Genomic DNA, 25363 nt, shown 5'->3' with positions numbered 1-25363 from the left:
GGAAGTGGTGGTGTGCGTGACCCGGCCGCGTGTGGGTGTCGCCGTGCTGACGAGGGGCGACCGGATGCCCGAGCTGCTGGCTCTGCTGGCCTCGGTGGCCGAGCAGGACGAACCTGCCGCCCGGGTCGTGGTGGTCGGTAACGGGACGGTCCTGACGGGCCTGCCCGAGGGTGTGACCGCAGTGGAGCTGGACGAGAACCTGGGGGTGTCGGGCGGCCGGAACGTCGCCTGGCGCCGCCTGCGGGAGTTCGGGGACGTCGACGTCCTGGTGGACCTGGACGACGACGGCCTGTTGATCCAGGCGGACGTCCTGCGGCGGATCTGCGACCTGTACGCGGCGGACCGGCGGCTGGGCATCGTCTCGTTCCGCATCGCGGACGAGGACGGCCGGACGCAGAGACGGCACGTACCCCGTCTGCGGGCGGGTGACCCGATGAGGCGCGGCCTGGTGACGACGTTCCTGGGCGGCGGACACGCGCTGTCGATGCCGATGCTGGAGGAGACCGGGGGGTGGCCGGACCCGTTCTTCTTCACGCACGAGGAGACCGACCTGGCCTGGCGGGCGGTCGACCGCGGTTGGGACGTCCTCTACGAGCCCGCGCTGGTGCTCCGGCATCCGAAGACCTCCCCGGCGCGGCACGCGGTCTACTACCGGATGACGGCGCGCAACCGGGTCTGGCTGGCCAAGCGTCACCTGCCCGCCGTCCTGGTGCCGGTGTACCTCGCCTCGTGGGCGGCGTACACCCTGGTCCAGCGCCCCCCGCTCGCGGGGCTGAAGTCGTGGTGGGCCGGGTTCTTCGAGGGGGTGCGGACGCCCTGTCCGCCGCGTCGCCCCATGCGGTGGCGGACGGTGTGGCGCATGACCCGGCTGGGCCGCCCGCCGGTGATCTGACCCTGCCGGCGGCCGGCGGCCGGCCCGAGGGCCTGCCACCGGCCGTCTTCCTCACAGGGCGCGGGCCTCCTGGTCCACCCGCAGGCGGGCGTCCCACAGGAACTCGTAGAACGGCCGGTGGTGCGCGGCGAACCGTGCGAGCTCCGGGTTGTTCTCCGCCGTGTGCCGGTAGGCGGTGCGGCTCTTGGAGAAGCCGGTGCTGTTGGCGACGGCGACGTGCCAGCGGTCCGTGCGCTGCCATTCGCCGCGGGCGGTGGCGTCCCAGCTGAGCGCCTCGGGGCGGAAGGGGATGCCGACGGCGGCGCAGTACGCGGCCATCGTGGCGGCCGGCCGCTCCACCAGGTCGTCGGAGTCGACGACCACGGGCGGCTCGCCCCCGGCGGCGAGGACGGCCAGGTACATCTCGTACAGGCCCTCGATGCCGACGTCCGAGAGCTCCATGTCGGGCTGCAGGGCGTAGAAGGAGGAGACGATCTCCTCGGGGCGGCGCAGCAGGAAGGTGTGCCGGGTCCCGGCGAGGAACTCCTTGTCGGCGAGGACCTCGGCGTAGCGGTGGTCGGTGGTGTCCTTGAAGAACACCGGCCGGTGGCGGGCGAGTTCGCGGATCGCGTCGATCAGCTCGCGTTCGGAGCGGACGACGGCGCCCTCGACCTCGGTCTCCCCGAAGTCCGCGACGTTGCAGAACGGCTCGTGCAGGGCGGTGATGTCGCCGTGCTGGAGCATCGACCGGAAGAACGCGGTCGAACGTGATCGTGGTGCCGCCCAGAGCGCTGTCGCCGGCATGTCCCCGCCTTCGTGTCCGGAAAAACCAAGGGTGAAATGGACCGGTTCCGCCGCTGCGGCGTCCCCCGGTGACCCCACTCAACCGCGGGCCGCTCCCGGCCCGCTATCGGTCCGCTGCCGGGCCGCTCCCCCGGCCGACGGCCGGCCGGTAGCGAACGAATAGCGGAACGACTGTCGGGAGATTCCCCGGCTTACGCACCGGCGGCGCGACTGCGACCGTCGGGAGCTCAGGGTTCCGCCGAGCAATGGGAACGGACGACATGAGCGATGTGATGGATCCGCTGACCCGGGCCGGCGCACCGGGTGAGGAGGGGTCCGGCGAGGGCGCGCCGCAGGGCGGCCCGCAGGAGGTGCGCGGCGCCTCGGCCGCGCCGCGGCGCAGCTCGCGCTGGTGGCGCAGGCTGCGGGTGACCGCCTGGTGCCTGGCGGTGCTGCTGGTGACGGTCGCCTGTGTGGCCGGCCTCGCGGCGACCCGGATGGTGCGGGCCTCGCACCCGCAGGTGTCGGGCGAGCTGACCGTGGCGGGTCTGCACGGGAAGGTGACGGTGGCCCGGGACGGCTCGGGCGTCCCCCAGATCTACGCGGACGACCCGCACGACCTGTTCCTGGCGCAGGGCTTCGTGCACGCCCAGGACCGGTTCTGGGAGATGGACATCCGCCGGCACATCACCTCCGGCAGCCTCTCCGAGCTGTTCGGCGAGAGCCAGGTGGAGACCGACTCCCTGATCCGCACGATGGGCTGGCGGCGGGTCGCCGAGCAGGAGGTCGCCCTGCTGGACCCGCAGTCGCGGGCCAACCTCGACGCGTACGCGGCCGGGGTGAACTCCTACCTGGCCGGCCACAAGGGCGCGGACCTGGGGGTGGAGTACCCGTTGCTGAAGCTGGGCGGTCTGGAGTACGGCCCGGCGCCCTGGACGCCCGCCGACTCGGTGTCCTGGCTCAAGGCCATGGCGTGGAACCTCAACGCGACCCTCTCGGACCAGGTGCGGCACGCGCTGCTCGCCGCGACCCTGACCGACGCCCAGGTCGACTCCCTGTTCCCCACGTACGACTTCTCCCGGTGGCGGCCCATCGTCTCCCCGGGCGACAGCCAGGGCACCGTGCCCGAGGCGCCGGCCGGTCCGGCGGCGTCCGCGGCCGCGACCGCGCCGACCGCCGCGACCGCCGCGACCGCCGCGACGGCCGCGACGACGGCCTCGTACGGGCCGATGGCCGGGGCCTCCGACGCCCTCTCCGGGATCGACAAGGTGCTCGGGCCGCGCGGTTCGGGCATCGGCTCCAACTCGTGGGTGGTGGCCGGGAGCCGCACGACGACCGGCAAGCCGCTGCTCGCGAACGACCCGCACCTGTCCCCGTCCATGCCGGGCGTCTGGTACCAGGGCGGACTGCACTGCAACGCGACCGGCCCGGCCTGCCCGTACGACGTGTCGGGCTTCGGTTTCGCCGGGATGCCCGGGGTGATCGTCGGCCACAACGGCGACATCGGCTGGGGCGTGACCAACCTGGCGCCCGCCGACACCGACCTGTTCGTGGAACGCATCACCGGCTCGACGTACGCCTACAAGGGCGAGCAGCGGCCGCTGGAGACCCGCCGGGAGGTCCTGAAGGTCGCGGGCGGCCCCGACCGCACCATCACCGTCCGCTCCACCGTCCACGGCCCCGTCATCTCCGACGCCTTCCCCAAGGCGAAGACGCTCGCCGCCGAGGGCCGGATCCCGGGCGTGGAGCGCGAGAGCGGCGGCGGCGCCGAGTACGCGGTCGCGATGCGGTGGAGCGCCCTGGACCCCGGCCGGACCATGGACGCGGTGTTCCAGCTGGACACCGCCAAGGACTGGGACTCCTTCCGGGCCGCGGCGGCGCTGTTCTCCTCCCCCGCCCAGAACCTGGTCTACGCCGACCGCCAGGGCCACATCGGCTACCAGGCGCCCGGCCGGATCCCGGTGCGCGGCAAGGGCGAGGGCCGCTGGCCGGTGCCGGGCTGGACCGGCGAGTACGACTGGCAGGGCTTCGTGCCCTTCGACGCGCTGCCGCGCTCCTTCGACCCGGCGTCGGGCTACATCGTCACCGCGAACAACGCGGCGGCCGGCCCGCAGTACCCGTACAACCTGACCCGCAACTGGGGCGACGGCTACCGCAGCGAACGGATCGCGCAGCTGATCGAGAAGGCGGGCAAGCTGGACGCCGCCGCGATGCAGCGGATCCAGCTCGACGACCACAACGAGAACGCGGCGGCCCTGACCCCGTACCTGCTGGCGGTCACCCCCGGCAAGGACTCCCGCTCCGCCCAGGACCTGCTGCGCGGCTGGGACTTCGGACAAGGCGCGGACTCGGCGGCGGCCGCGTACTTCAACGCGGTGTGGAGCAACCTGCTGAAGCTGACGTTCTACGACGAGCTCGACGGCAACAAGGCCCAGCTGCACGTCGACGGCGGCGGGCTCTGGTACGACATCGTCCGCAAGCTGCTGACCTCGCCGGACGACGCCTGGTGGCGCAACGCGAAGGACCCGCGGGGCCTGCGCACCCGCGACGACGTGCTGCGGGCCGCCCTGGACGACGCGGCGAAGGAGCTGTCCGGCCGGCTCGGCCCCGATCCGGCGAAGTGGCGGTGGGGCGCCCTGCACACCCTGACCCTGCGCAACGACACCCTGGGCACCGGCGGGCCCGCGCCCGTGCAGTGGCTGCTGAACCACGAGCCGGTGCAGGTCGGCGGCGGTTCGGCGACGGTCGACGCGACCGGCTGGGACGCGTCCAAGGGCTACGAGGTGAACTGGGTGCCCTCGATGCGGATGGTCGTGGACTTCGCCGACTTCGACGCCTCGCGCTGGATCAACCTGACCGGCGCCTCCGGGCACGCCTTCAACGACCACTACGACGACCAGACGGAGCTGTGGCGCAGGGGCGAGACCCTCCCCTGGCCCTCGAGCCGGTCCGCGGTCACCACCGCGACGAAGGACCGCCTGACCCTCCGCCCCGAAGGAGCGTGAGCAGACCGATGACACTCGTGACAACCCTCCCCGCGGCCCCGCCGCAATCCGGCGCCCGGCCCCGGCCCGAGGCCCGGCCGCAATCCGAGGCCCGGCGGTGCTCCTGCTGGCCGGGGGCCACCGTGTGGCTCACCGGGCTGCCGAGCGCCGGCAAGACGACGATCGCCGAGGAGCTGGCCGGGCTGCTGCGCCGGGAGCACCGGCGGGTGGAGGTCCTCGACGGGGACCAGATCCGCAAGTTCCTCTCCGCCGACCTCGGCTTCTCCCGGGACGACCGCAACACCAACGTGCAGCGGATCGGCATGGTCGCCGAGGTGCTGGCCCGCAACGGGGTGCTCGTGCTGGTCCCGGTGATCGCCCCGTTCGCCGACAGCCGCGAGGCGGTCCGCGAGCGGCACCGCGCCGCCGCCACCCCCTACCTGGAGGTGCACGTGGCCACCCCGGTCGAGGTGTGCTCCGTACGTGACGTCAAGGGCCTGTACGCCAAGCAGGCGGCGGGCGAGATCTCCGGTCTGACCGGCGTCGACGACCCGTACGAGGCTCCCGAGGTCCCTGACCTGCGCATCGAGTCCCACACCCAGAGCGTCCGGGAGTCGGCCTCCGCCCTGTACGCACTGCTCACCGAAAGGGGTCTGGCATGACGACGACCGTCCGGGCCGCGGAGGCGGCCGGCTCGCTCTTCGCGCTGAGCCATCTCGACGCCCTCGAATCCGAGGCCGTGCACATCTTCCGTGAGGTGGCGGGCGAGTTCGAGAAGCCGGTGATCCTGTTCTCCGGCGGCAAGGACTCCCCGACGTGCGGGCCGCCGCGCCCCTCGCGGCCGGGCCGGGCCCCGGCGGGATCGCCGCGGTGATCGGGGAGTTGCTGGGGCTGCGGGCCCAGGGGCGCGGCGGGGAGGCCCACGCGCTGCTCTGCGAGGCCGCGGCCTGGCCCGCCGGCCGGCTGCCCGGACTGGCCGACGAGCTGGTCCGGGCCGGACTCGCCGCCGACTGGGCCACGCTGCTCTGGGAGGCGGCCTCGCTCCCGCCCGAGCGGCTCGCCGCGGCCGCGGCCGCCCTCGGCGAGGCCGGCCGGTACGCCGACTGCGAGGCGCTGCTGCGCCAGGGTGCGGCCCGCCCCGCCGCCGAGATCGCCGAGGCCGCCATGGCCCTGGCCGGGTCCGGCCGGACCCGCGAGGCCGACGCCCTGCTCGGCGCCTTCGTCAAGGTCCGCACCGCCGAAGAGGCGGTCCGCCTCGCCCGCCGCGATCCGCAATGGCTCACCCCCCGGCTCCTGCGGGCCGCCGAAGCGCTCTCCGGCACGCACCACCGTGACCTCGTACACGCCCTGCGGGTTGCGAAACCGCCCGTCCAATGAGCGGATTCGACCATCCGCTGCCCTAGCTTGATCGACTCACCCAACCGCGCACGGCGGTCTTGCCCCACGGTGTGACGGGGCCTACGTTCTACTCCCTACGCACACCGTCTACGTGCGTAGAACTCGGCGTTCCCGTCGCGAGGAGCAGCTCATGGCCCAAGTCGTCCGCGCCGCACTCGTCCAGGCCACCTGGACCGGAGACACCGAGTCGATGATCACCAAGCACGAGGAGCACGCCCGGCGGGCGGCCGCCGACGGCGCGCAGATCATCGGCTTCCAAGAGGTGTTCAACGCACCCTACTTCTGCCAGGTCCAGGAACCCGAGCACTACCGCTGGGCCGAACCCGTCCCCGACGGCCCCACCGTCCAGCGGATGCAGGCGCTCGCCCGCGAGACCGGCATGGTCATCGTCGCCCCGGTCTTCGAGCGCGAGTCCGAGGGCTTCTACTACAACACCGCCGCCGTCATCGACGCCGACGGCAGCTACCTCGGCAAGTACCGCAAACACCACATCCCCCAGGTCAAGGGCTTCTGGGAGAAGTACTACTTCCGCCCGGGCAATCTCGGCTGGCCCGTCTTCGACACCGCCGTCGGCCGGGTGGGCGTCTACATCTGCTACGACCGCCACTTCCCCGAAGGCTGGCGCGCCCTGGGCCTGGCCGGGGCCCAGCTCGTCTACAACCCCTCCGCCACCCACCGGGGCCTGTCCTCCTACCTCTGGCAGCTGGAACAGCCCGCCGCGGCCGTCGCCAACGAGTACTTCATCGCCGCGATCAACCGCGTCGGCCAGGAGGAGTACGGCGACAACGACTTCTACGGCACCAGCTACTTCGTCGACCCCCGCGGCCGGTTCGTCGGGGACGTCGCCAGCGGCAAGGACGAGGAACTCCTCATCCGGGACCTCGACTTCGACCTGATCAAGGAGGTCCGCGACCAGTGGGCCTTCTACCGCGACCGCCGCCCCGACGCCTACGGAGGGCTCGTTCAGCCGTGACCAACCCGATTCCCCTGCACAGCCGCCACCAGGCCGTCATGCCCGACTGGCTCGCGCTCTACTACCGCCGCCCCATCGAGCTCACGCACGGCGAGGGCCGCCACGTCTGGGACGCCGGCGGCAACCGCTACCTCGACTTCTTCGGCGGCATCCTCACCACGATGACCGCCCACGCCCTGCCCGAGGTCACCAAGGCCGTCTCCGAACAGGCCGGCCGGCTCATCCACTCCTCCACCCTGTACCTCAACCGCCCGATGATCGAGCTCGCCGAGCGGGTCGCCGCGCTGTCCGGCATTCCCGAGGCGCGGGTCTTCTTCACCACCTCCGGCACCGAGGCCAACGACACCGCCCTGATGCTGGCGACGGCGTACCGCCGCTCCAACCAGATCCTGGCGATGCGCAACAGCTACCACGGCCGTTCCTTCTCGACCGTCTCCGTCACCGGCAACCGCGGCTGGTCCCCGACGAGCCTCTCGCCGCTGCAGACGTACTACGTCCACGGCGCCGTCCGCACCCGGGGCCCCTTCGCGCACCTCGACGACACCGCCTTCACCGCGGCCGCCGTCGCCGACCTGGAGGACGTGCTCGGCCAGGCCCGAGGCGGGGTCGCCGCCCTCATCGCCGAGCCGATCCAGGGCGTCGGCGGGTTCACCGCCCCGCCCGACGGGCTGTACGGGGCCTTCCGCGAGGTCCTCGACCGGCACGGCATCCTCTGGATCAGCGACGAGGTGCAGACCGGCTGGGGCCGCACCGGCGACAACTTCTGGGGCTGGCAGGCCCACGGCCGCAGCGGCCCGCCGGACATCCTCACCTTCGCCAAGGGCATCGGCAACGGCATGTCCGTCGGCGGGGTCGTGGCCCGCGCCGAGATCATGAACTGCATCGACACCAACTCCATCTCCACCTTCGGCGGTTCCCCGATCACCATGGCGGCCGGCGTCGCCAACCTCGCGTACCTGCTGGAGCACGACCTCCAGGGCAACGCCCGCCGCGTCGGCGGCCTGCTCCTGGAGCGGCTGCGCGCCATCGCCGCCACCGTGCCCGCCGTCCGGGAGGTCCGCGGCCGGGGCCTGATGGCCGCGCTGGAGCTGACGAAGCCCGGCACCGACGTGGCCGACCCGGACGCCGCCGCCGCCGTCCTCGAGGCCGCCCGCGAAGGAGGCCTGCTGCTCGGCAAGGGCGGCGGACACGACACGAGCGTGCTGCGCATCGCGCCGCCGCTCTCCCTCACCGTCGCCGAGGCGGAAGAGGGCGCCGAGATCCTCGAACGGGCCCTGCACAGCATCGTGTGACCGGAAGGCGCCGCACATGTCCATCCGCACCCTCATCCGCGGCGGCCTCGTCATCACGGCCGCCGACGAACTCCACGCCGACGTACTGGTGGAGGACGGCCGCGTCGCCGCCCTCGCGGCGCACGGCTCGGCGGCCGCCGAGGCCTGGACGGCCGACCGCACGATCGACGCGAGCGGGAAGTACGTCATCCCCGGCGGGGTCGACGCCCACACCCACATGGAGCTGCCTTTCGGCGGGACCGCCGCCTCGGACACCTTCGAGACCGGGACCCGGGCCGCCGCCTGGGGCGGCACCACCACCATCGTCGACTTCGCCGTCCAGAGCATGGGCCAGGCCCTGCGCCAGGGGCTCGACACCTGGTACGACAAAGCCGACGGCAAGTGCTCCATCGACTACGCCTTCCACATGATCCTCTCGGACGTCAACGAGGGGACCCTGAAGGAGATGGACCATCTCATCGGGGAGGGGGTCACCTCCTTCAAGCTGTTCATGGCCTACCCCGGGGTGTTCTACAGCGACGACGGGCAGATCCTGCGCGCCATGCAGCGGGCCTCCGGCAACGGCGGGCTGATCATGATGCACGCCGAGAACGGCATCGCCATCGACGTCCTCGTCGAACAGGCCCTGGCCCGGGGCGAGACCGACCCCCGCCACCACGGCGAGGTCCGCAAGGTCGTCCTCGAAGCCGAGGCCACCCACCGGGCGATCCAGCTCGCGCGCGTCGCCGGCTCCCCGCTGTACGTGGTCCACGTCTCGGCGGACGAGGCGGTGGCCGAACTCGCCGCCGCCCGCGACAAGGGCCTGCCGGTGTTCGGCGAGACCTGCCCGCAGTACCTCTTCCTGTCCACCGACAACCTCGAAGAGCCCGATTTCCAGGGCGCCAAGTACGTCTGCTCCACCCCGCTGAGGCCGCGCGAGCACCAGGCGGCGCTGTGGCGGGGGCTGCGGACCAACGACCTCCAGGTGGTCTCCACCGACCACTGCCCGTTCTGCTTCCGCGGCCAGAAGGAACTCGGCCGCGGGGACTTCTCCAAGATCCCCAACGGGCTGCCGGGGGTGGAGAACCGGATGGACCTCCTCCACCAGGCGGTCCTGGACGGGCACATCAGCCGCCGCCGCTGGATCGAGATCGCCTGCGCGAGCCCGGCCCGGATGTTCGGCCTCTACCCGCAGAAGGGCACCATCGCGCCGGGCTCCGACGCCGACATCGTCCTCTACGATCCGCACGCCGAGCAGGTCATCTCCGCCGAGACGCACCACATGAACGTGGACTACTCGGCGTACGAGGGCAAGCGGATCACCGGACGCGTCGACACCGTGCTCTCCCGCGGCGAACTCGTCATCGACCGGCGCGCATACACGGGCCGGGCCGGCCACGGGGTGTTCATCCCCCGCTCCACCTGCCAGTACCTCTAAGGAGCCGTGATGGACTTCGGCCTCGTCCTCCAGACCGACCCGCCCGCCTCCCGGGTCATCAGCCTCATGAAGCGCGCCGAGCGCAACGGCTTCCGCTACGGCTGGACCTTCGACTCGGCGGTCCTGTGGCAGGAACCCTTCGTCATCTACAGCCAGATCCTCGCGAACACCCAGAAGCTGCACATCGGCCCGATGGTCACCAACCCCGGCACCCGTACCTGGGAGGTCACCGCCTCCACCTTCGCCACCCTCAACGACATGTACGGCAACCGCACGGTGTGCGGGATCGGCCGCGGCGACTCGGCGATGCGGGTCGCCGGACGCAAACCCAACACCCTGGCCCGCCTCGGCGAGGCCATCGACGTCATCCGCGACCTCGCCGAGGGCCGGGAGGCCGAGGTCGACGGCAACCCGCTGCGGCTCCCGTGGGTCCGGGACGGGAAGCTCCCCGTCTGGATGGCCGCGTACGGGCCGAAGGCGCTGGCCCTGGCCGGGGAGAAGGCGGACGGGTTCATCCTCCAGCTCGCCGACCCCTACCTCACCGAGTGGATGGTCGGCTCCGTCCGGCAGGCCGCCGAACGGGCCGGGCGGGATCCGGACGCGGTCACCATCTGCGTCGCGGCGCCGGCGTACGTGGGCGAGGACCTGGCCCACGCCCGCGACCAGTGCCGCTGGTTCGGCGGGATGGTCGGCAACCACGTCGCCGACCTCGTCGGGCGCTACGGAGAGCACTCCGGCATGGTGCCGGACGCCCTCACCGAGTACATCAAGGCCCGCGAGGGCTACGACTACAGCCACCACGGCCGCGCCGGGAACCCGTCCGCCGACTTCGTGCCCGACGAGATCGTGGACCGCTTCTGCCTGCTCGGTCCGCCCGAGGCCCACATCGAGAAGCTGCGGGCACTGCGCGACCTGGGCGTCGACCAGTTCGCCGTGTACGACATGCACGACGCGCAGGAGGCCACCATCGACGCGTACGGGCAGCACGTGATCCCGGCGCTCAGAGCCTGACCCGATCTCCGTCCGACCCGAAGGGGCGTGCGCACGTGCCGGACCACCCGACCGCAGAAACCGGGAACCGCGTGGAGCTCGCCCCCGGCGAGGCCCCGTCCGACAGCCGCTTCAGCAACCCCGACCTGCTGCCCGTACCGGTCGCGGCCCGGCGCTGGACCACGTACAACTTCACGGCCCTGTGGGTCGGCATGGCGCACAACATCCCCTCCTGGCTGCTCGCCTCCGGGCTGGTGGCCCTGGGAATGGACTGGAAGCAGGCCGTCTTCACCATCGCCCTGGCCAACATCGTCGTACTGGGGCCGATGCTGCTCACCGGGCACGCCGGCCCCAAGTACGGGATCCCGTTCCCGGTGCTGGCCCGCGCCTCCTTCGGGGTGCGCGGAGCCAATCTGGCCGCACTGATCCGGGCGGCCGTGGCCTGTGCCTGGTTCGGGATCCAGACCTGGATCGGCGGGTCCGGGATCTTCGTGCTGCTCGGCAAGATCTTCGGCGGCTGGTCGGACGCCGCGGAGATCGGCGGCGAACCGTGGACGCTGTGGCTGTGCTTCGCCGTCTTCTGGGTCCTGCAACTCGCCATCATCTACCGGGGGATGGAGGCCCTGCGGCGGTTCGAGAACTGGGCCGCGCCCTTCGTCATCGTCGGCGCCCTGGCCCTGCTGGTGTGGATCGGGGTGAAGGCGGGCGGCTTCGGCGAACTGCTCGACCAGCCCTCCCGGCTCGGCTGGGGCCCGGAGTTCTGGTCGGTGTTCTTCCCCTCCCTGATGGCGATGATCGCCTTCTGGTCCACCCTCTCGCTCAACATCCCGGACTTCACGCGCTTCGGCGCCGGCCAGCGCTCGCAGATCCTCGGCCAGACGCTCGGACTGCCGACGACGATGATCCTCTTCGCGCTGCTGTCGGTGTTCGTCACCTCCGGATCGGAGGCGGTCTACGGGACCCCGATCTGGGACCCGGTGGAGCTCGTCGCCAAGACCGACAGCGTCTTCGGGCTGCTCTACGCGCTGGTCACCGTACTGATCGCGACGATCTCGGTGAACATCGCGGCCAACGTCGTCTCCCCGGCGTACGACCTGTCCAACCTGGCGCCCCGCCTGATCGACTTCCGCCGGGGCGCGCTGATCACGGGGGTCGTCGGCGTGCTGATCATGCCGTGGAAGCTGACCTCCACCCCCGAGCTGTACATCTTCACCTGGCTCGGCCTGGTCGGCGGGCTGCTCGGCACCGTCGCCGGCATCCTCATCGCGGACTACTGGATCGTGCGGCGCACCCGGCTCTCGCTGCCCGACCTGTACCGGGCGGGCGGGCCGTACTGGTACGCGGGCGGCTGGAACGTCCGGGCGGTCGCCGCCTTCGCCGTCGGCGGGGTGCTGGCCATCGGCGGCTCGCACTCCGCCCCCGGCAAGGGCCCCTTCCCCGAGGAGGGCCTGATCCCCCTCCTGAAACCCCTCGCGGACTACGGCTGGGCGGTCGGCCTGGCCGCGTCCCTGCTGCTCTACACGGCCCTGATGCGCTGGACGCGCCGCGGTTCACCGGGGGGCCATCCCGAGTACGGCAGACCGACATGACGACCGGTGGGGTTTGTCAGCCCGGCGTGGTGTGATGGGGGCATGATCGAAGAGTTCCTGGCCCAAGACCTGTCCGCAGTGGAAGAAGCGATCCGCAAGGCGGCGGCGGTCGAGATCATGCCGAGATTCCGGCAGCTCGCCGACCACGAGGTGGACCAGAAGAGCGGTCCGCACGATCTGGTGACCGTCGCCGACCGCAAGGCCGAGGAGCACCTCACGGCCTCCCTGACCCACCTGCTGCCCGGCTCCGCCGTCGTCGGCGAGGAGGCGGTCCACGCCGACCCGACCGTGTACGGGGCGCTGCGCGCCGACGCGCCGGTGTGGATCGTCGACCCGGTGGACGGCACCCGGCAGTTCGTCGCCGGGGACCCGGCGTTCTGCACCCTGGTCGCCCTGGCCCACCGCGGCGAGATCCTCGCCTCCTGGACCTTCGCCCCGGCGCTGGAGGAGCTGGCGACCGCCGTGCGCGGGCAGGGCGCGTACGTCAACGGCGAGCGCATCCACAGTGGTTCGCCGCGGCCCGGCGCCGATCTGCGGGTCGCCATGGCCCACCCGCTGTACACCTCGGAAGAGGACAAGGCGAAGCTGTCCCGGCTCGACGTGCCCGGGGTCGCGGCCCGGCCCTGCGGCTCGGCGGGTCTGGAGTACCTGAAGGTGGCCCGCGGGGAGATGGACGGCCTCGCCTTCACCTGGCCCTCGGCGTGGGACCACGCGGCCGGACTGCTCCTGGTCGCCGAGGCGGGCGGCGCGCAGAGCACCGTCGCCGGGGTCCCCTTCCGGGTGGACCGGGACAACGAGCTGCCGTTCGCCGTGGGGCGCGACGAGGCCACTGCCGTCCGGATCCGCGAGCTGCTGCGCGGCGCGTAGGCGCCCCCGTCCGGGCGCGGGCGGCGGCCGGTGTGGACGGGGCGAATATCCTGGGAGCGCAGCCGCCGCCGGACGAAGGAGTCTCAAGGTGCCGTCGATTCTCGATGCGGTCGTGGTGGGGGCGGGGCCCAACGGGCTGACGGCCGCCGTCGAGCTGGCCCGGCGCGGCCTCTCGGTGGCCGTGTTCGAGGCCGCGGAGACGGTCGGCGGCGGGGCCCGCACCGAGGAGCTCACGCTCCCGGGCTTCCGGCACGACCCCTGCTCGGCCGTGCACCCGCTCGGCATCGGCTCGCCGGTGTTCTCCACCATGCCGCTGAAGCGGTACGGGCTGGAGTGGCTGCACGCCCCGCTGCCCATGGCGCACCCCTTCGACGACGGCACCGCCGCCGTGCTCTCCCGCTCCGTCTCCGAGACGGCGGCCTCCCTCGGTCCGCGCGACGCGGGCACGTACCGGCGGCTGGTGGCCCCCTTCCTCGGCAAGTGGGACACCCTGGCCCGGGACTTCATGTCCCTGCCCTCGACCGCCCTGCCCCGGGACCCCGTCACCCTGGCCCGTTTCGGGCTCGCCGGACTGCCGCCCTCCACCTGGCTGCTGAACCGCTTCCACGAGGAGCGGGCGCGGGCCCTGTTCGCCGGGCTCGTCGCGCACGTCATCGCCCCGCTGGGCGGGATCGGCACGAGCGCCGTCGGCCTCGTCTTCGCCCTCGCCGCGCACGCCGGCGGCTGGCCCGTGCCGCGCGGCGGCTCGCAGTCGATCTCGGACGCCCTCGCCGGGTACCTGCGCGACCTGGGCGGCGCGGTCCACACCGGCTTCGAGGTCAAGCGCCTCGACGACCTGCCTCCCGCCCGGGCGTACGTCTTCGACACCTCGCCGACCGCGCTGGCCCGGATCGCCCGGCTGGGACGCGCGTACGACGGGTACCGGTACGGCGCCGCCGCGTTCAAGCTCGACTACGCCCTGTCCGGCCCCGTGCCCTGGACCGCCGAGGCCCCGCGCCGGGCCGGCACCGTCCAGATCGGCCCGCGCGCCCGCGACATCGACGCCGCCCTCCAGCTGGCCACCGGCGGCCGGGCCCCGCGCAACCCCTTCCTGATCACCGCCCAGCCCAGCCTGGTCGACCCCGGCCGGGCGCCCGAGGGCAAGCACGTGTTCTGGGCGTACGGGCACGTCCCCGCGGGCTGGGGCGGTGACCTCACCGAAGCCGTCGAGAGGCAGCTCGAGCGCTTCGCCCCCGGTTTCCGCGACCTGGTGCTGGCCCGCGCCACGGCCGGACCGCCGGAGCTGGCCGCCCGCAACCCCAACTACGTCGGCGGCGACATCGCGTGCGGCGCGGCCTCCGGGCTCCAGCTGCTGCTGCGGCCCAAGCTGACCCTGTCCCCGTACACGACGGCCCACCCGGCCGTGTTCCTCTGCTCCTCCGCCACCCCGCCCGGCCCGGGAGTGCACGGCATGTCCGGGCACAACGCGGCCAAGGCGGTCTGGCGCCACCTGAGAAGGGCCACCTGATGGTGCGCATCACCCTCGTCCAGGGCGACATCACGGCCGAGCGCGCGGACGCGATCGTCAACGCGGCGAACTCCTCGCTGCTCGGCGGCGGCGGAGTGGACGGCGCCATCCACCGGCGCGGCGGCCCCGAGATCCTGGAAGCCTGCCGGGCGCTGCGCGCCTCCCAGTACGGCAAGGGCCTCGCGACGGGCCGGGCCGTGGCCACGACGGCGGGCCGGCTCCCGGCCGACTGGGTGATCCACACGGTGGGCCCGGTGTGGTCCCGGGACGAGGACCGCTCGGCGCAGCTGGCCTCCTGCTACCGCGAGTCCCTGCGGGTCGCGGCCGAGCTGGGGGCCCGTACGGTCGCCTTCCCGGCGATCTCCACCGGGATCTTCGGATGGCCGATGGACGACGGTGCCCGGATCGCGGTGGAAACGGTCCGCGCGGCGGCCGCGGCGCCCGTGGAGGAGGTCCGCTTCGTCCTCTTCGACGAGCAGGCGTACGCGGTCTTCGCGACGGCGCTGGGGTAGCGCCGGGGCGGGGGGATGCGCTCGATGCGTCCGGATGTGTCGGTGGGGGTCGATAGGCTTCTGGGATGAGCCTTGTCGACGCCCCCACCGAGACCCCCGATGCCCTCGAGGTGCTGCACCGCGTCTTCGGATACGACTCCTTCCGCGGCGAGCAGCAGCAGATCATCGAGCACGTGGCCGGCGGCGGGGACGCGCTGGTCCTGATGCCCACGGGCGGCGGCAAATCGCTCTGCTACCAGATCCCGGCGCTGGTCAGAGCCGGTACCGGCGTGGTGATCTCACCGCTGATCGCGCTCATGCAGGACCAGGTTGACGCGCTGACGGCGCTCGGCGTGCGGGCCGGGTTCCTGAACTCGACGCAGGATCCGTACGAGCGCCAGGCCGTCGAGCAGGCCTTCCTCGCCGGTGAGCTGGACCTGCTCTACCTGGCCCCCGAGCGGCTGCGCACCGAGGGCACCCAGCGGCTGCTCGACCGGGGCACGGTGTCGCTCTTCGCGATCGACGAGGCGCACTGCGTCGCCCAGTGGGGCCACGACTTCCGGCCCGACTACCTGGCGCTGTCGATGCTGCACGAGCGCTGGCCCACGGTGCCGCGGATCGCGCTGACCGCGACGGCCACCGAGGCCACGCACGCCGAGATCGCGGCCCGGCTGGGGCTGACGGAGGGCGGGGCCCGGCATTTCGTCGCCAGCTTCGACCGGCCCAACATCCAGTACCGGATCGCCCCGAAGAACAACCCGACCCGGCAGCTGCTGGAGCTGATCCGCACCGAGCACGCCGGGGACGCCGGAGTCGTCTACTGCCTGTCGCGGGCCTCCGTGGAGAAGACCGCCGCGTTCCTGGTGGAGCACGGCATCGACGCGGTCGCGTACCACGCGGGCATGGACTCCCGCACGCGCGCGGCGAACCAGGCGCGCTTCCTGCGGGAGGACGGGGTCGTGGTGGTGGCCACGATCGCGTTCGGCATGGGCATCGACAAGCCGGACGTGCGGTTCGTGGCGCACCTGGACCTGCCGAAGTCGGTCGAGGGCTACTACCAGGAGACCGGCCGCGCCGGCCGTGACGGGGAGCCGGCCACGGCCTGGCTCGCGTACGGGCTGCAGGACGTGGTGCAGCAGCGCAAGATGATCGAGGGCTCCGAGGGCGACGAGACGCACCGCCGCTCCCTGGCCGCCCACCTCGACGCGATGCTCGCGCTCTGCGAGACGGTCGAGTGCCGCCGGGCGCGGCTGCTGGCGTACTTCGGGCAGGCGGCCGCCGGGCCGTGCGGCAACTGTGACACCTGCCTGACCCCGGCCGAGTCCTGGGACGGCACGGTCGCCGCGCAGAAGCTGATGTCCACGGTGTGGCGGCTGGCGAAGGAGCGGCGGCAGAAGTTCGGCGCCGGCCAGATCATCGACATCCTCCAGGGCAAGAAGACGGCCAAGGTCATCCAGTTCGACCACGACGCCCTGTCGGTCTTCGGGATCGGCACGGACCTGAGCACCGCGGAATGGCGCGGGGTCGTACGGCAGCTGCTGGCCTCGGGGCTGCTGGCGGTCGAGGGGGACTACGGGACGCTGGTGCTGACCGACGCCAGCGGTGAGGTGCTGGGCGGGCGCCGCGGCGTGCCGATGCGCAAGGAGGCCGCGCCGGCCCCATCGGCCCGCAAGTCCTCCGGCTCGGGCTCCGGCTCGGGGAAGGCCGGGCGGGTCCCGGTCGACCTGCCGGCGGCGGCCGTGCCGGTGTTCGAGGCCCTGCGCGCCTGGCGGGGCGCGACCGCCAAGGAGCAGGGCGTGCCGGCGTACGTGGTCTTCCACGACGCGACGCTGCGGGAGATCGCGACCAGGCTGCCCGGCACGGCCGAGGAGCTCGGCACGGTCAGCGGTGTCGGCGAGGCGAAGCTGGCCAAGTACGCCGAGGGGATCCTGGCGGCGCTGGCCGAGACCGGAGCCGCCGCCGGCCCGGCGTCCCCGCCACCGGCGTCCCCGCCGCGGGCCGCGGCCCCGGAGCCCGCGGCCCCGCACGCCGACGAGGAACCGCCCTTCGACTTCGACGACACGGACCCGCCCTGGGACGACTGGGAGTAGGCGGGCCCGGCCCGCCCGGCCCCGCGGCGCGCACCACGGGGCGGCCTCAGGCCCCGGGGAAGTGGACGTCGTAGCGGTCCTGGTGGGGCAGCAGCTCCTCGAAGGACGCCAGCCCGTGCTGGATGCGCCCCAGCGTCCGGAAGCAGCCGAAGAGCCGGCGGCGCCGTCCAGTCGGCGGTGAGCCGTCAGATCGGCCTGCTGGAGCGGGAACTGGGCCTGGTCCTGTTCACCCGCACCACCCGCCGGGTGGGCCTCACCGGCGCCGGGGAGCGGCTGCTCCCGGAGGCGCGGGCGGTGCTCGCAGCGGCCGCCCGCACGCGGGAGGTGGCCGCCGGGGTCGCGGCGGGCGCGACCGGAGTGCTCAGGCTGGGCACGGTGCACGGGCCGGGGGACCGGGTCTACCGGCTGCTGGAGGAGCTCGCCGAGCGCGCACCCGGGCTGCGGGTACGGCCGGTCCGGCTGCCGGTGACCGAGCGGCTCGCGGCGGTGCGTTCGGGCGAGCTGGACGCGGCACTGGTCCGCGCCCGGCCCGACGCCCCCGGCCTGGAGCTGCTGCCGCTGTGGCGGGACCCGCTGTACGCGGCCCTGCCGGGCGGGCATCCGCTGGCCGCCGCCGAGGAGCTCGCCCCGGAGCAGCTGGCGCACCTGCCGCTGCGGCCGGCCGCGCGCGAGGACAACCCGCCCTTCCACGACCTGGTCGCCCCGCTGGCCGCGGCACCGGCCGGGCCGCCCTTCACCGACCTGCTCGCCACGCTGACGGCGATCGGCGAGAGCCCCCTGGCCCCGTCCTGGACGGTGTTCTACGAGGTGGGGCCGGTGCCGAGGCTGCCGCGCACCACGATCCGGCCGCTGACCCGGCCGGCCCTGACGACGTACCTGGCGGTGCTGCCCGGGCCTCCCGGACCCGCGCTGCGATAACTGCCGGCGGCCGCGGCCGCCGGCGCCCCCGCACCGGAGCCCGAGCCCGAGGGCCCGCACGGCTGAGACCCGGTCGGGGAGCCTCAGGCCGCGTCGGCGGTGCGGTCCTCGTCCGGATCCTCCTCCTCGGTCTCGTCGGAGTGCGCGGCACACGGCGGGCACAGCCGGGTGTACTCCGCCATCACCTCCTCGACCGTCTCCTTCTGCTTGCGCTCGCACGCCTTCTTCCGCGTCTCCTCCTTGCACAGCAGCTCGGCGCGGGCGCCCTCCAGCACGGCGATCGCCTGCCAGCCCTTGAACACGCACAGCAGGGCCTTGCAGAGGCAGTCGACGAACTCGGAGACCGTGGTGAAGCCCCGCCAGGCCTCCGCGCTGCGGCGGAGCAGCACCAGCAGGCGCGCGTAGAGGCGTACGACGTCCTTGCCCAAGGCCGCGTCGCAGACGTCCGCCAGCAGCTGGGCCGCATCCGTCTTGATCTTCGCCGCGCGCTCCGGCAGCGCCGTCAGCTCCCCGTCCAGGTCGGTGAAACAGGCCGCGGCCTTCGAGGTGTCCGCCGTGTACCGGGCGATGCGCGCCGCCAGTGTGGCGACCGTGTCCTCCCGGCCGACCGTGTCGTCGAAATCGCACCCGCAGTCGTCCACGCAGCAGCCCCGGCCGCCCGTGCAGCGGCGGATCTCGTCGAAGACCTTGTCGACGGCCTGCTGCAGGCAGTGGCGCTGCTCGTGGGTGACCCGGCAGCGGATCTGCTCGCGGACCTTGGCGAGTGTCGCCGCCGCCTCGTCCAGATCGGTCTTCGCGGCCAGCCGGGCCTTGGTGTACTCGGTCCGGGCGCTGTTGAACTTCTCCTGGAACTCGCGCAGTTGGGGCAGGTGCTGCTGGGTGACCTCGGCCCGGCGCTGGATGCCCGCGGCGACGCAGGCGAGCTCGTCGATCGCGCCGGGATCGCAGCCGCCCGTGCCGGCGGCCGGGGGGTGGTGCGCGGTGCTGCTCATGGTGGGCTCTCCTGGGTGAGGGGGCAGGCGCACCCGAGTGTGGGCCGGGCGGTGTCACCGGTTCGTCGCCCGGCCATCGCCGCCCGCGGCCCGCGCAACGCGCCCGTGACGGGAGGGGCCGCAGCATCGGCCCATGGCTGGATACCGGGCACTCGCCGCCGTGGGGCGCAGCGTCGTCACGCTGCTCAACCGGCGCTTCGCCGAGGAGATCCCGGCGGGGCGCCGCCCGGAGGCCGTCCTCGCCGGGCCCGTCGACTTCGACAAGGTGGACACCCCGGGCTCCGTCATCCGCAATCCGGCGGTGTCCGTCTACTGCTACCGCCTGAGCATCGACCGCGAGACCCGGCCCGCGCTGGCGGCGATGGCCGCCCAGGACGGGCTGCCCCGGCTGCCGCTGCGGATGCACCTGATGATCGCCGCCTGGGACCGGTTCGTGGAGGCGGAGCTCGAATGGCTGGGGCTGGCCGCCCGGATCCTGGAGAGCGAGGGGGTGTTCACCGGGCCGCTGCTGCACCCGAGCGGGGACTGGATCGCCGGGGACTCGGTGCAGATCGTCCCCGACGAGCTGGCCATGGACTCGATGAGCGAGGCCTTCCAGGCGATGACCACCGACTACCGCCTCTGCCTGCCGTACGTCGCCCGGGTCGTGCGGATCGACGGGCCGGCCGGCCCCGCCGCGGGCGAGGTCACCGTGGTCACCGCCGGGTCGTCGGCGGGGGCTTCGGCCGGGCTGTCGGCCGGGCTGTCGGCGGGGCCGTCGGCCGGGCCGCCGCCGGAGCCGCTCCGATGACGCCGGGGGCGGGCTCCGGCGGGGCGGACCGGCGCATCGCCGTGGAGGCCGGTCCGGTCGACGTACTGCACCGGCTCGCGCTGGTCGTGCGGCCCCTGGACGCCAGGAGCCGCGCCGCCGCCGGGCCGGGGCTGCGCGTGGGCTGCGAGAGCGAGCCCGTACCGGGCCGCCGGCAGCGTCGCCCGCAGGACCTGCTCCGCCCCCTCGAAGGGCACGGAGCCGCCGGGTTCGTCCTGCGCCACACCACCGCGGGCGGCCTCCCGGCCGCCGTCACCGTACGGATCGACGACCCCGCCCGCCGCTGGATACCGCGCCGCTTCTCCGTACCGCTGTGGACCCGCGCCGAAGTCTCCGGCGCCGACGAGCGGCCGCCCACCGCCCCCCACGTCCGCGCCGACGCCCGGCTGTTGATCCCCTGGCTGCTGCCCGGTCCCGCCTACCCGGTCCCGCAGGGCACGACCGGTCTGCGGCTGCGCGTCGTACGCCCGGACGCCGCCGCCACCCCCGTGCGCTGGCCGCGGGTGGACGCCTTCGGGCCGGGCGGAGTCCCGCTCGGCTGGGCCCACGGCGACGAGCACGGCCAGGTGCTGCTGCTGATCGACGGGGTCGGGGTGCTCCCGTACCCGCCGCCCTCCGGGTTCGCCGTCGCGCTGCGCACCCACGCCCCCGACCCGCCGGCCGGTGCGACGGCCGACCTCGTCGCGGAGCCGGTCGTGCGCAGCGCCAACCCGCCCCGACCGCAGGACCTCGACAACGCGGTGCTGCGCGGCACCGCCCGCCCGGCCGGATACCGCACCGCCGCCGCCGACACCGTCCGCGCCCTCACCGTCGGCCAGGTGGTCCACGCCGCCGACCTGCCGCACGTCCCCGCCTGACCCGTGACCGAGGAGACCCGTACATGCCCGAGTACCTGACCCCCGGCGTCTACGTCGAGGAGACCAGCTTCCGTTCGCGGTCCATCGAGGGAGTGCCGACCAGCACGTTCGGCATGGCGGGGCGCACCGAGTACGGACCGGTGCCGTACCTCCTGCCGGGCGGTCCCACCGTGCTGCCGGGGCCGGCGCTCGTCACGAGCTTCACCGAGTACGAACGGGCCTTCGGCGGGCTGAAGATCGGCGAGGAGGACTGCCCACTCGCCCTGGCCGCACGGGCCTTCTTCGCCAACGGCGGGCGCCGCCTGTACGTCTCGCGGGTCTTCCCCTTCGTCCGCACGAGCGCCGCCGAGGACGCGCCCCCCGCCGTCGACGCCAATTTCGCCTCCCTGGCCGTCCCGGCGACGGGCACCCCGCTGCTGTACTGGCGGGCCCGCTGGCCGGGCTCCGCCGGTGCCCGGATCTCCGTGGCGGTGACCTTCCGGCGCGGCAAGAACATCCTGATCGCCGGCGGCGACGGAGCGCTCCGGCTCACCGGCGTACAGGCGGGCGCCGCCGTGGAGGTCCTCCCGCTGAGCGGCGGGAACGCGCCCTCCCCGTCCGACGACGCGCCGCCGGTGGCGGCCAACGTCAGGACCGTCGTCCGCCGCGCCGACGGGATCCTCGGATACCTGAACGGCCAGGGCGGTTTCGAGCCCGTCGCGGCCGGAACCGCCGCCTTCCACCTGACGCTGGCCGTCACCGTGCGCCTGGGCGAGCGCGTCGACGTGTACAACGAGCTGGAGCTCGACGACCGGCACCCGCGCTCGGTGGGCAACGTGCTCCAGGCCGCCGATCCGGCCGACGAGTTCTCCCTCGTCTGGCTGGACACGGTGAGGCCCGCCGCCGGAGCGCCGCCCACGCTCCCCGGCGCCCGGCTCGCCGCCCTCCTCGGCCTCGGACAGCCCGGCGCCCACCTGACCCGCGGCGGCGACGGACTGGAGCCGACCGCGCAGGACCTCGGCGGCAAGGAGGCCAATCCGGACAGCCTCACCGATCCCGCCCGCGGGCTCGGCGCGCTCGCCGAGATCGACGACATCGCCATCGTCGCCCTCCCGGACACCGTCACCCTGCCCGCCGCCGAGCAGAAGACCGCCGTCGACCTCCTCATCGGGCACTGCGAGAAGCTGCGCTACCGCATGGCGATCGTCGACCCGCCCCGCGACAGCTCGATCTCCGAAGTGCGCCGGTTCCGGGCCCAGTTCGACACCAAGTACGCCGCTCTCTACTACCCCTGGGTACGGATCACCGATCCGAGCCGGCGCCCCGACCCCGGCGCTCCGCCGCCGGTCATCGACGTGCCGCCCTCCGGGTACGTCGCCGGGGTCTACGCCCGCAGTGACGTGGAGCGCGGTGTGCACAAGGCCCCGGCCAACGAAGTCCTCCTCGGCATCAACGACTTCACCACCAACGTGACCTACGACCGGCAGTCCGTGCTCAACCCGGAGGGCGTCAACGCCCTGCGCTTCTTCGAGGGCCGGGCCCGGCGGGTGTGGGGCGCCCGGACGATGAGCTCGGACCCGGAGTGGAAGTACGTCAACGTGCGCAGGCTCTTCATCTACCTGGAGCACTCCATCGAGAAGTCCACCCAGTGGGCGGTGTTCGAGCCGAACAACGAACGGCTGTGGGCCTCCGTACGGCAGACCGTCGAGGACTTCCTGATCACCGTCTGGCGGACCGGGGCCCTGCTCGGCACCAAGCCCGAGGAGGCCTTCTTCGTCCGCTGCGACCGCACCACCATGACCCAGAACGACCTCGACAACGGGCGGCTGATCTGCCTGATCGGGGTGGCACCCACCTACCCGGCCGAGTTCGTCGTGTTCCGCGTCGGACAGTTCACGGCCGACGCACAGCGCGGCTGACGCCCGCAGAACGGGAGACACCACCCATGGCCACGCGCAACAACCCCTACGGAGCCTTCAACTTCCTCGTCAAACTCGGCGACACCGGCGGTGAGGACCAGATCGCCGGCGGCTTCTCCGACTTCAGCGGGGCCGGCAACGAGGTGAAGTTCTCCGAGTACCGCAACGGCAACGACCCCGAGAACCACGTCCGCAAGATCGCCAACACCAACACGACCAACGACGTCACCCTCAAACGCGGCATCATCGGAGACCTGCGCCTCTTCAACTGGATCAAGGCCACCCGCGAGGGCGAGTACGACGCCCGCACCGTCACCGTCACCCTCCACGACGAGGGACGCCAACCGGTCTGCGCCTGGGTGCTGCGCGCCGCCCAGCCCAAGAAGTGGGTCGGCCCCACCCTCACGGGCAAGGGGGGCGGGGAGGTGGCGATGGAGGAACTCCACCTCGTCGCCGAACGCATCGACTTCCAGTCGCTGTGAGCCCGGCCGGACGGGGCCTCGGGGCGCCCGGGGTCTACCGGGACGGCCGGCGGGCGGCGCCCTCCTTCCGGCCGGTGCGCCTGGACATCGCGGGGTTCGTCGGCGTGGCACCCCGCGGGCCCGTCGACGAGCCGGTCGCCGTCGACCGCTGGGCCGACTACCAGAGGTACTTCGGCGGCCTGGAGGGCCCTGGGCTGCTGCCGTACGCGGTACGGGCCTTCTTCGCCCAAGGCGGGGTCCGGGCCCACGTACTGCGGGTGGCGCCGCTGCCGCGCGCCCCGCATCCCGCCGCCGAGGAGGCCCGCGCCCTGCACCGGACCACGCTGGCCCGCGCGGACGCGCCCGGCGCCGACCCGGGCCGCGGGACGCCGTGTGCGATCGGGCTGCGCGCCCGGGACGAGGGAAGCTGGGGCGGGCGGCTCTCGGTGCGCTGGGAGTTCACCGGCTCCGGGCCGTTCGAGGCCGCCGCGAACGGCCGGGAGCTGGCCCTGCCCGAGGGGCGCACCCCGCCGGCCGGCTCCGTGCTGCGGGTACGGGGGTCGTGGCTGCCGGCCTCCGGGAGCTTCTTCCGCGTCCTCGAACTGGCCGAACGGCAGGACGAGTACGGGGCGCGCGGCCGGGTCGCGGTCCTGGACCGGCCGCCGGGCGGGGGCGCCCCGGCGTCTGGCGGCACCCGGCCGAGGACCGTCGAGGCCGAGGTCGTCACCGCCACCGTCACCGTGGCCGACGGCGACCCGGCCCACCCCCGCCTGGAGCGGTTCGCGGAGCTCGGGCTGGGCCCCGCCCACCCCCGGTACGCCGCCGCCGTACTGGCCGCCGAATCCCTGCTGGTGGCTCCCGACGGGCCGTGGCCCGGGGCGCTGCTCCCGCCGGACGGGTACCTGGGCTCCGCCCTCTCCCGGCCCGTCCGCCCCGGCACCGACCGCTACGGATCCATCGGCTCCGACAGCTTCCAGGGCGCGGTCCCCGCCGAACTGCTGCCCGTCGACGGCTTCGAGGGCGCCGAGGAAGCCGGGCCGGGGCAGGTCGTCGGCGTGGACCGGATGGCTCTGGTCACCGAGGTCGCGCTGCTCTGCGTACCGGATCTGCTCTGGCAGTACGGCGAGTCCGTCCCCACCACCGAGACCCCGCCGCGGGAGCCCGGCGGCTCCTTCTCGCCCTGCCCGCCGCCGCCCGCCCCCATGACCTTGCACCCCGCCCGGCCGCGCGCACTGCTCCTGGACGCCGGCGCCCAACTGCCCGAGATCCTGCGCCGCCAGCAGCGGCTCGTCGCCCTCGCCGAGCGTCAGCGCCGCTTCGTCGCCCTCCTCGACGTGCCGCCGGGGCTCCCCGTCCGGGCCGTCGCCCGCTGGCGGGCCGCCTTCGACAGTTCGTACGCCGCCGCCTACCACCCCTGGCTCGGGGTCGTCGCGCCCGAGGACCCGGAGCGCCGGGCCGTGTACGTACCGCCCTCCGGGTTCGCCGCGGGGATCATCGCCGAGCGCGAGCGGAGCCTGGGACTGCCCTGGGGACCGGCCAACGCCCTGGCCGCCGACGCCGTGACCGCCGCGCAGCGCCTGGGCGAGGCCGACTGCGACGAGCTGCACCTGCTCGGCATCGACGTGTTCCGCGCCGAGCGCGACGGCTACCGGCTCGCCTCGGCCCGCACCCTCTCCCGCGACCCCGACCACCGCCAGCTCAGCGTGCGCCGGCTGATGACCATGCTCCGGCTCGTGCTGGACCGGCAGGCACGGGGGCTGGCCTTCGAACCGCACACCCCGCAGCTGCAGGGCGCCTTGCGCGCCGCCGTCGTCCAGCTGCTGCGGGGGCTGTACCGCGGCGGGGCGTTCGCCGGGGAGACGGAGGACGAGGCCTTCTTCGTACGCTGCGACGAGCACCTCAACCCCGGCTGGTCGCAGGGGCTCGGACGGCTCGTCGCCGAGATCGGCGTGGCCCCCGCCCGGCCCCTGGAGTACCTCGTCCTGCGGATCGCGCAGGACGCCGACGGCTCCGTGGCGGTGACCTGAGGTGAGCGTGCCCGAGCTCGTGCAGACCTTCCGCTTCCGGGTGCGGCTGACCCGCAGCGCCACCTCCGGCCGGACCGCCGAACCCCCGCCCGACATCCCCCGCCCGCCGTCCGGGGCCGGCGCGCCCGGACCGGCCGCGGTCGCCCCGGG

21 protein-coding genes and 1 pseudogene are annotated in these 25363 nt (G+C 73.7%); 20 read left to right on the top strand and 2 right to left on the bottom strand.

The window, feature by feature from the left end; genetic code table 11:
• Window positions 1–16 precede the first annotated feature (16 nt).
• Window positions 17–892, top strand: a complete 876-nt coding sequence (locus K7B10_RS10080; protein WP_229335770.1) for a glycosyltransferase family 2 protein — start codon at window positions 17–19, stop codon at window positions 890–892.
• A 51-nt stretch (window positions 893–943) separates the two neighbouring features.
• Here the strand turns inward: K7B10_RS10080 and K7B10_RS10075 are convergent, their stop codons facing one another.
• Window positions 944–1675 (bottom strand): sulfotransferase-like domain-containing protein, encoded by a 732-nt coding sequence (locus K7B10_RS10075; RefSeq protein WP_229335769.1) that lies wholly within the window; start codon window positions 1673–1675, stop codon window positions 944–946.
• A gap of 260 nt (window positions 1676–1935) precedes the next feature.
• Here K7B10_RS10075 and K7B10_RS10070 point away from each other — a divergent pair, with 260 nt between their 5' ends.
• The 14 genes and pseudogenes from K7B10_RS10070 (at window position 1936) to K7B10_RS10005 (ending at window position 18170) form a co-directional block, all read left to right on the top strand.
• A complete protein-coding gene (locus K7B10_RS10070; RefSeq protein WP_229335768.1) occupies window positions 1936–4659 on the top strand; it encodes a penicillin acylase family protein in 2724 nt (907 codons plus the stop codon).
• A gap of 17 nt (window positions 4660–4676) precedes the next feature.
• Complete coding sequence (cysC, locus tag K7B10_RS10065) at window positions 4677–5300, top strand: adenylyl-sulfate kinase (RefSeq protein WP_372481545.1); 624 nt, start codon at window positions 4677–4679, stop codon at window positions 5298–5300.
• Window positions 5297–5449 (top strand): annotated as a pseudogene (locus K7B10_RS10060) (sulfate adenylyltransferase subunit CysD); the annotation flags it as partial. The gene cysC and the pseudogene K7B10_RS10060, both read left to right, overlap by 4 nt.
• A gap of 5 nt (window positions 5450–5454) precedes the next feature.
• On the top strand, window positions 5455–6015 hold the full coding sequence (locus K7B10_RS10055) for a hypothetical protein (protein ID WP_229335766.1): 561 nt from the start codon (window positions 5455–5457) through the stop codon (window positions 6013–6015).
• A gap of 151 nt (window positions 6016–6166) precedes the next feature.
• Window positions 6167–7009 (top strand): nitrilase-related carbon-nitrogen hydrolase, encoded by an 843-nt coding sequence (locus tag K7B10_RS10050; RefSeq protein ID WP_229335765.1) that lies wholly within the window; start codon window positions 6167–6169, stop codon window positions 7007–7009.
• Window positions 7010–7047: 38 nt separating this feature from the next.
• Complete coding sequence (locus tag K7B10_RS10045) at window positions 7048–8301, top strand: aspartate aminotransferase family protein (protein WP_229344911.1); 1254 nt, start codon at window positions 7048–7050, stop codon at window positions 8299–8301.
• A gap of 16 nt (window positions 8302–8317) precedes the next feature.
• Window positions 8318–9718: a dihydropyrimidinase gene (hydA, locus tag K7B10_RS10040; protein ID WP_229335764.1), complete on the top strand. Its 1401-nt coding sequence runs from the start codon at window positions 8318–8320 to the stop codon at window positions 9716–9718.
• 9 nt (window positions 9719–9727) lie between these two features.
• The gene (locus K7B10_RS10035) at window positions 9728–10729 is read left to right on the top strand and encodes a TIGR03842 family LLM class F420-dependent oxidoreductase (protein WP_229335763.1); all 1002 of its coding nucleotides are present in this window, start codon (window positions 9728–9730) and stop codon (window positions 10727–10729) included.
• A gap of 35 nt (window positions 10730–10764) precedes the next feature.
• Entirely contained in the window at window positions 10765–12297 is a 1533-nt protein-coding gene (locus tag K7B10_RS10030) for an NCS1 family nucleobase:cation symporter-1 (protein ID WP_229335762.1), read from the top strand.
• 42 nt (window positions 12298–12339) lie between these two features.
• Entirely contained in the window at window positions 12340–13164 is an 825-nt protein-coding gene (locus K7B10_RS10025; protein ID WP_229335761.1) for an inositol monophosphatase family protein, read from the top strand.
• An 88-nt stretch (window positions 13165–13252) separates the two neighbouring features.
• Window positions 13253–14671: a phytoene desaturase family protein gene (locus K7B10_RS10020; protein WP_229335760.1), complete on the top strand. Its 1419-nt coding sequence runs from the start codon at window positions 13253–13255 to the stop codon at window positions 14669–14671.
• The gene (locus tag K7B10_RS10015) at window positions 14671–15183 is read left to right on the top strand and encodes an O-acetyl-ADP-ribose deacetylase (protein WP_229335759.1); all 513 of its coding nucleotides are present in this window, start codon (window positions 14671–14673) and stop codon (window positions 15181–15183) included. Before K7B10_RS10020 ends, K7B10_RS10015 begins: the two co-directional genes overlap by 1 nt.
• Before the next feature lie 65 nt (window positions 15184–15248).
• Window positions 15249–17252 (top strand): DNA helicase RecQ, encoded by a 2004-nt coding sequence (gene recQ, locus K7B10_RS10010; protein WP_229335758.1) that lies wholly within the window; start codon window positions 15249–15251, stop codon window positions 17250–17252.
• A 177-nt stretch (window positions 17253–17429) separates the two neighbouring features.
• Window positions 17430–18170, top strand: a complete 741-nt coding sequence (locus K7B10_RS10005; RefSeq protein ID WP_229335757.1) for a LysR family transcriptional regulator — start codon at window positions 17430–17432, stop codon at window positions 18168–18170.
• Window positions 18171–18253: 83 nt separating this feature from the next.
• On the opposite strand, the gene K7B10_RS10000 is transcribed toward K7B10_RS10005, so the two are convergent.
• Window positions 18254–19162: a hypothetical protein gene (locus tag K7B10_RS10000; protein WP_229335756.1), complete on the bottom strand. Its 909-nt coding sequence runs from the start codon at window positions 19160–19162 to the stop codon at window positions 18254–18256.
• Window positions 19163–19295: 133 nt separating this feature from the next.
• On the opposite strand from K7B10_RS10000, the gene K7B10_RS09995 reads away from it, so the two are divergent.
• The 5 genes from K7B10_RS09995 to K7B10_RS41245 are packed head-to-tail and all read left to right on the top strand — an operon-like array spanning window position 19296 to window position 25213.
• Window positions 19296–19952, top strand: a complete 657-nt coding sequence (locus K7B10_RS09995; protein ID WP_229335755.1) for a Pvc16 family protein — start codon at window positions 19296–19298, stop codon at window positions 19950–19952.
• Complete coding sequence (locus K7B10_RS09990) at window positions 19949–20827, top strand: hypothetical protein (protein ID WP_229335754.1); 879 nt, start codon at window positions 19949–19951, stop codon at window positions 20825–20827. The genes K7B10_RS09995 and K7B10_RS09990 overlap by 4 nt, the downstream gene beginning before the upstream one ends.
• A 23-nt stretch (window positions 20828–20850) precedes the next feature.
• Window positions 20851–22725 carry a phage tail sheath family protein gene (locus K7B10_RS09985; RefSeq protein ID WP_229335753.1) on the top strand — a complete coding sequence of 625 codons (1875 nt, stop codon included), beginning with the start codon at window positions 20851–20853 and terminating at the stop codon, window positions 22723–22725.
• Between the two features lie 26 nt (window positions 22726–22751).
• Window positions 22752–23207 (top strand): phage tail protein, encoded by a 456-nt coding sequence (locus K7B10_RS09980; RefSeq protein ID WP_030858299.1) that lies wholly within the window; start codon window positions 22752–22754, stop codon window positions 23205–23207.
• Window positions 23204–25213, top strand: coding sequence for a phage tail sheath subtilisin-like domain-containing protein (locus tag K7B10_RS41245; RefSeq protein ID WP_229335752.1), 2010 nt, complete (start codon window positions 23204–23206; stop codon window positions 25211–25213). Before K7B10_RS09980 ends, K7B10_RS41245 begins: the two co-directional genes overlap by 4 nt.
• Window positions 25214–25363: the final 150 nt, after the last annotated feature.

Origin of the sequence: Streptomyces flavotricini (genome assembly GCF_020639365.1) — a bacterium.
Classification (GTDB): domain Bacteria; phylum Actinomycetota; class Actinomycetes; order Streptomycetales; family Streptomycetaceae; genus Streptomyces; species Streptomyces flavotricini.
Note: the sequence above shows the minus strand (reverse complement) of the source record. Positions and strands in the feature narration are given on the sequence as shown.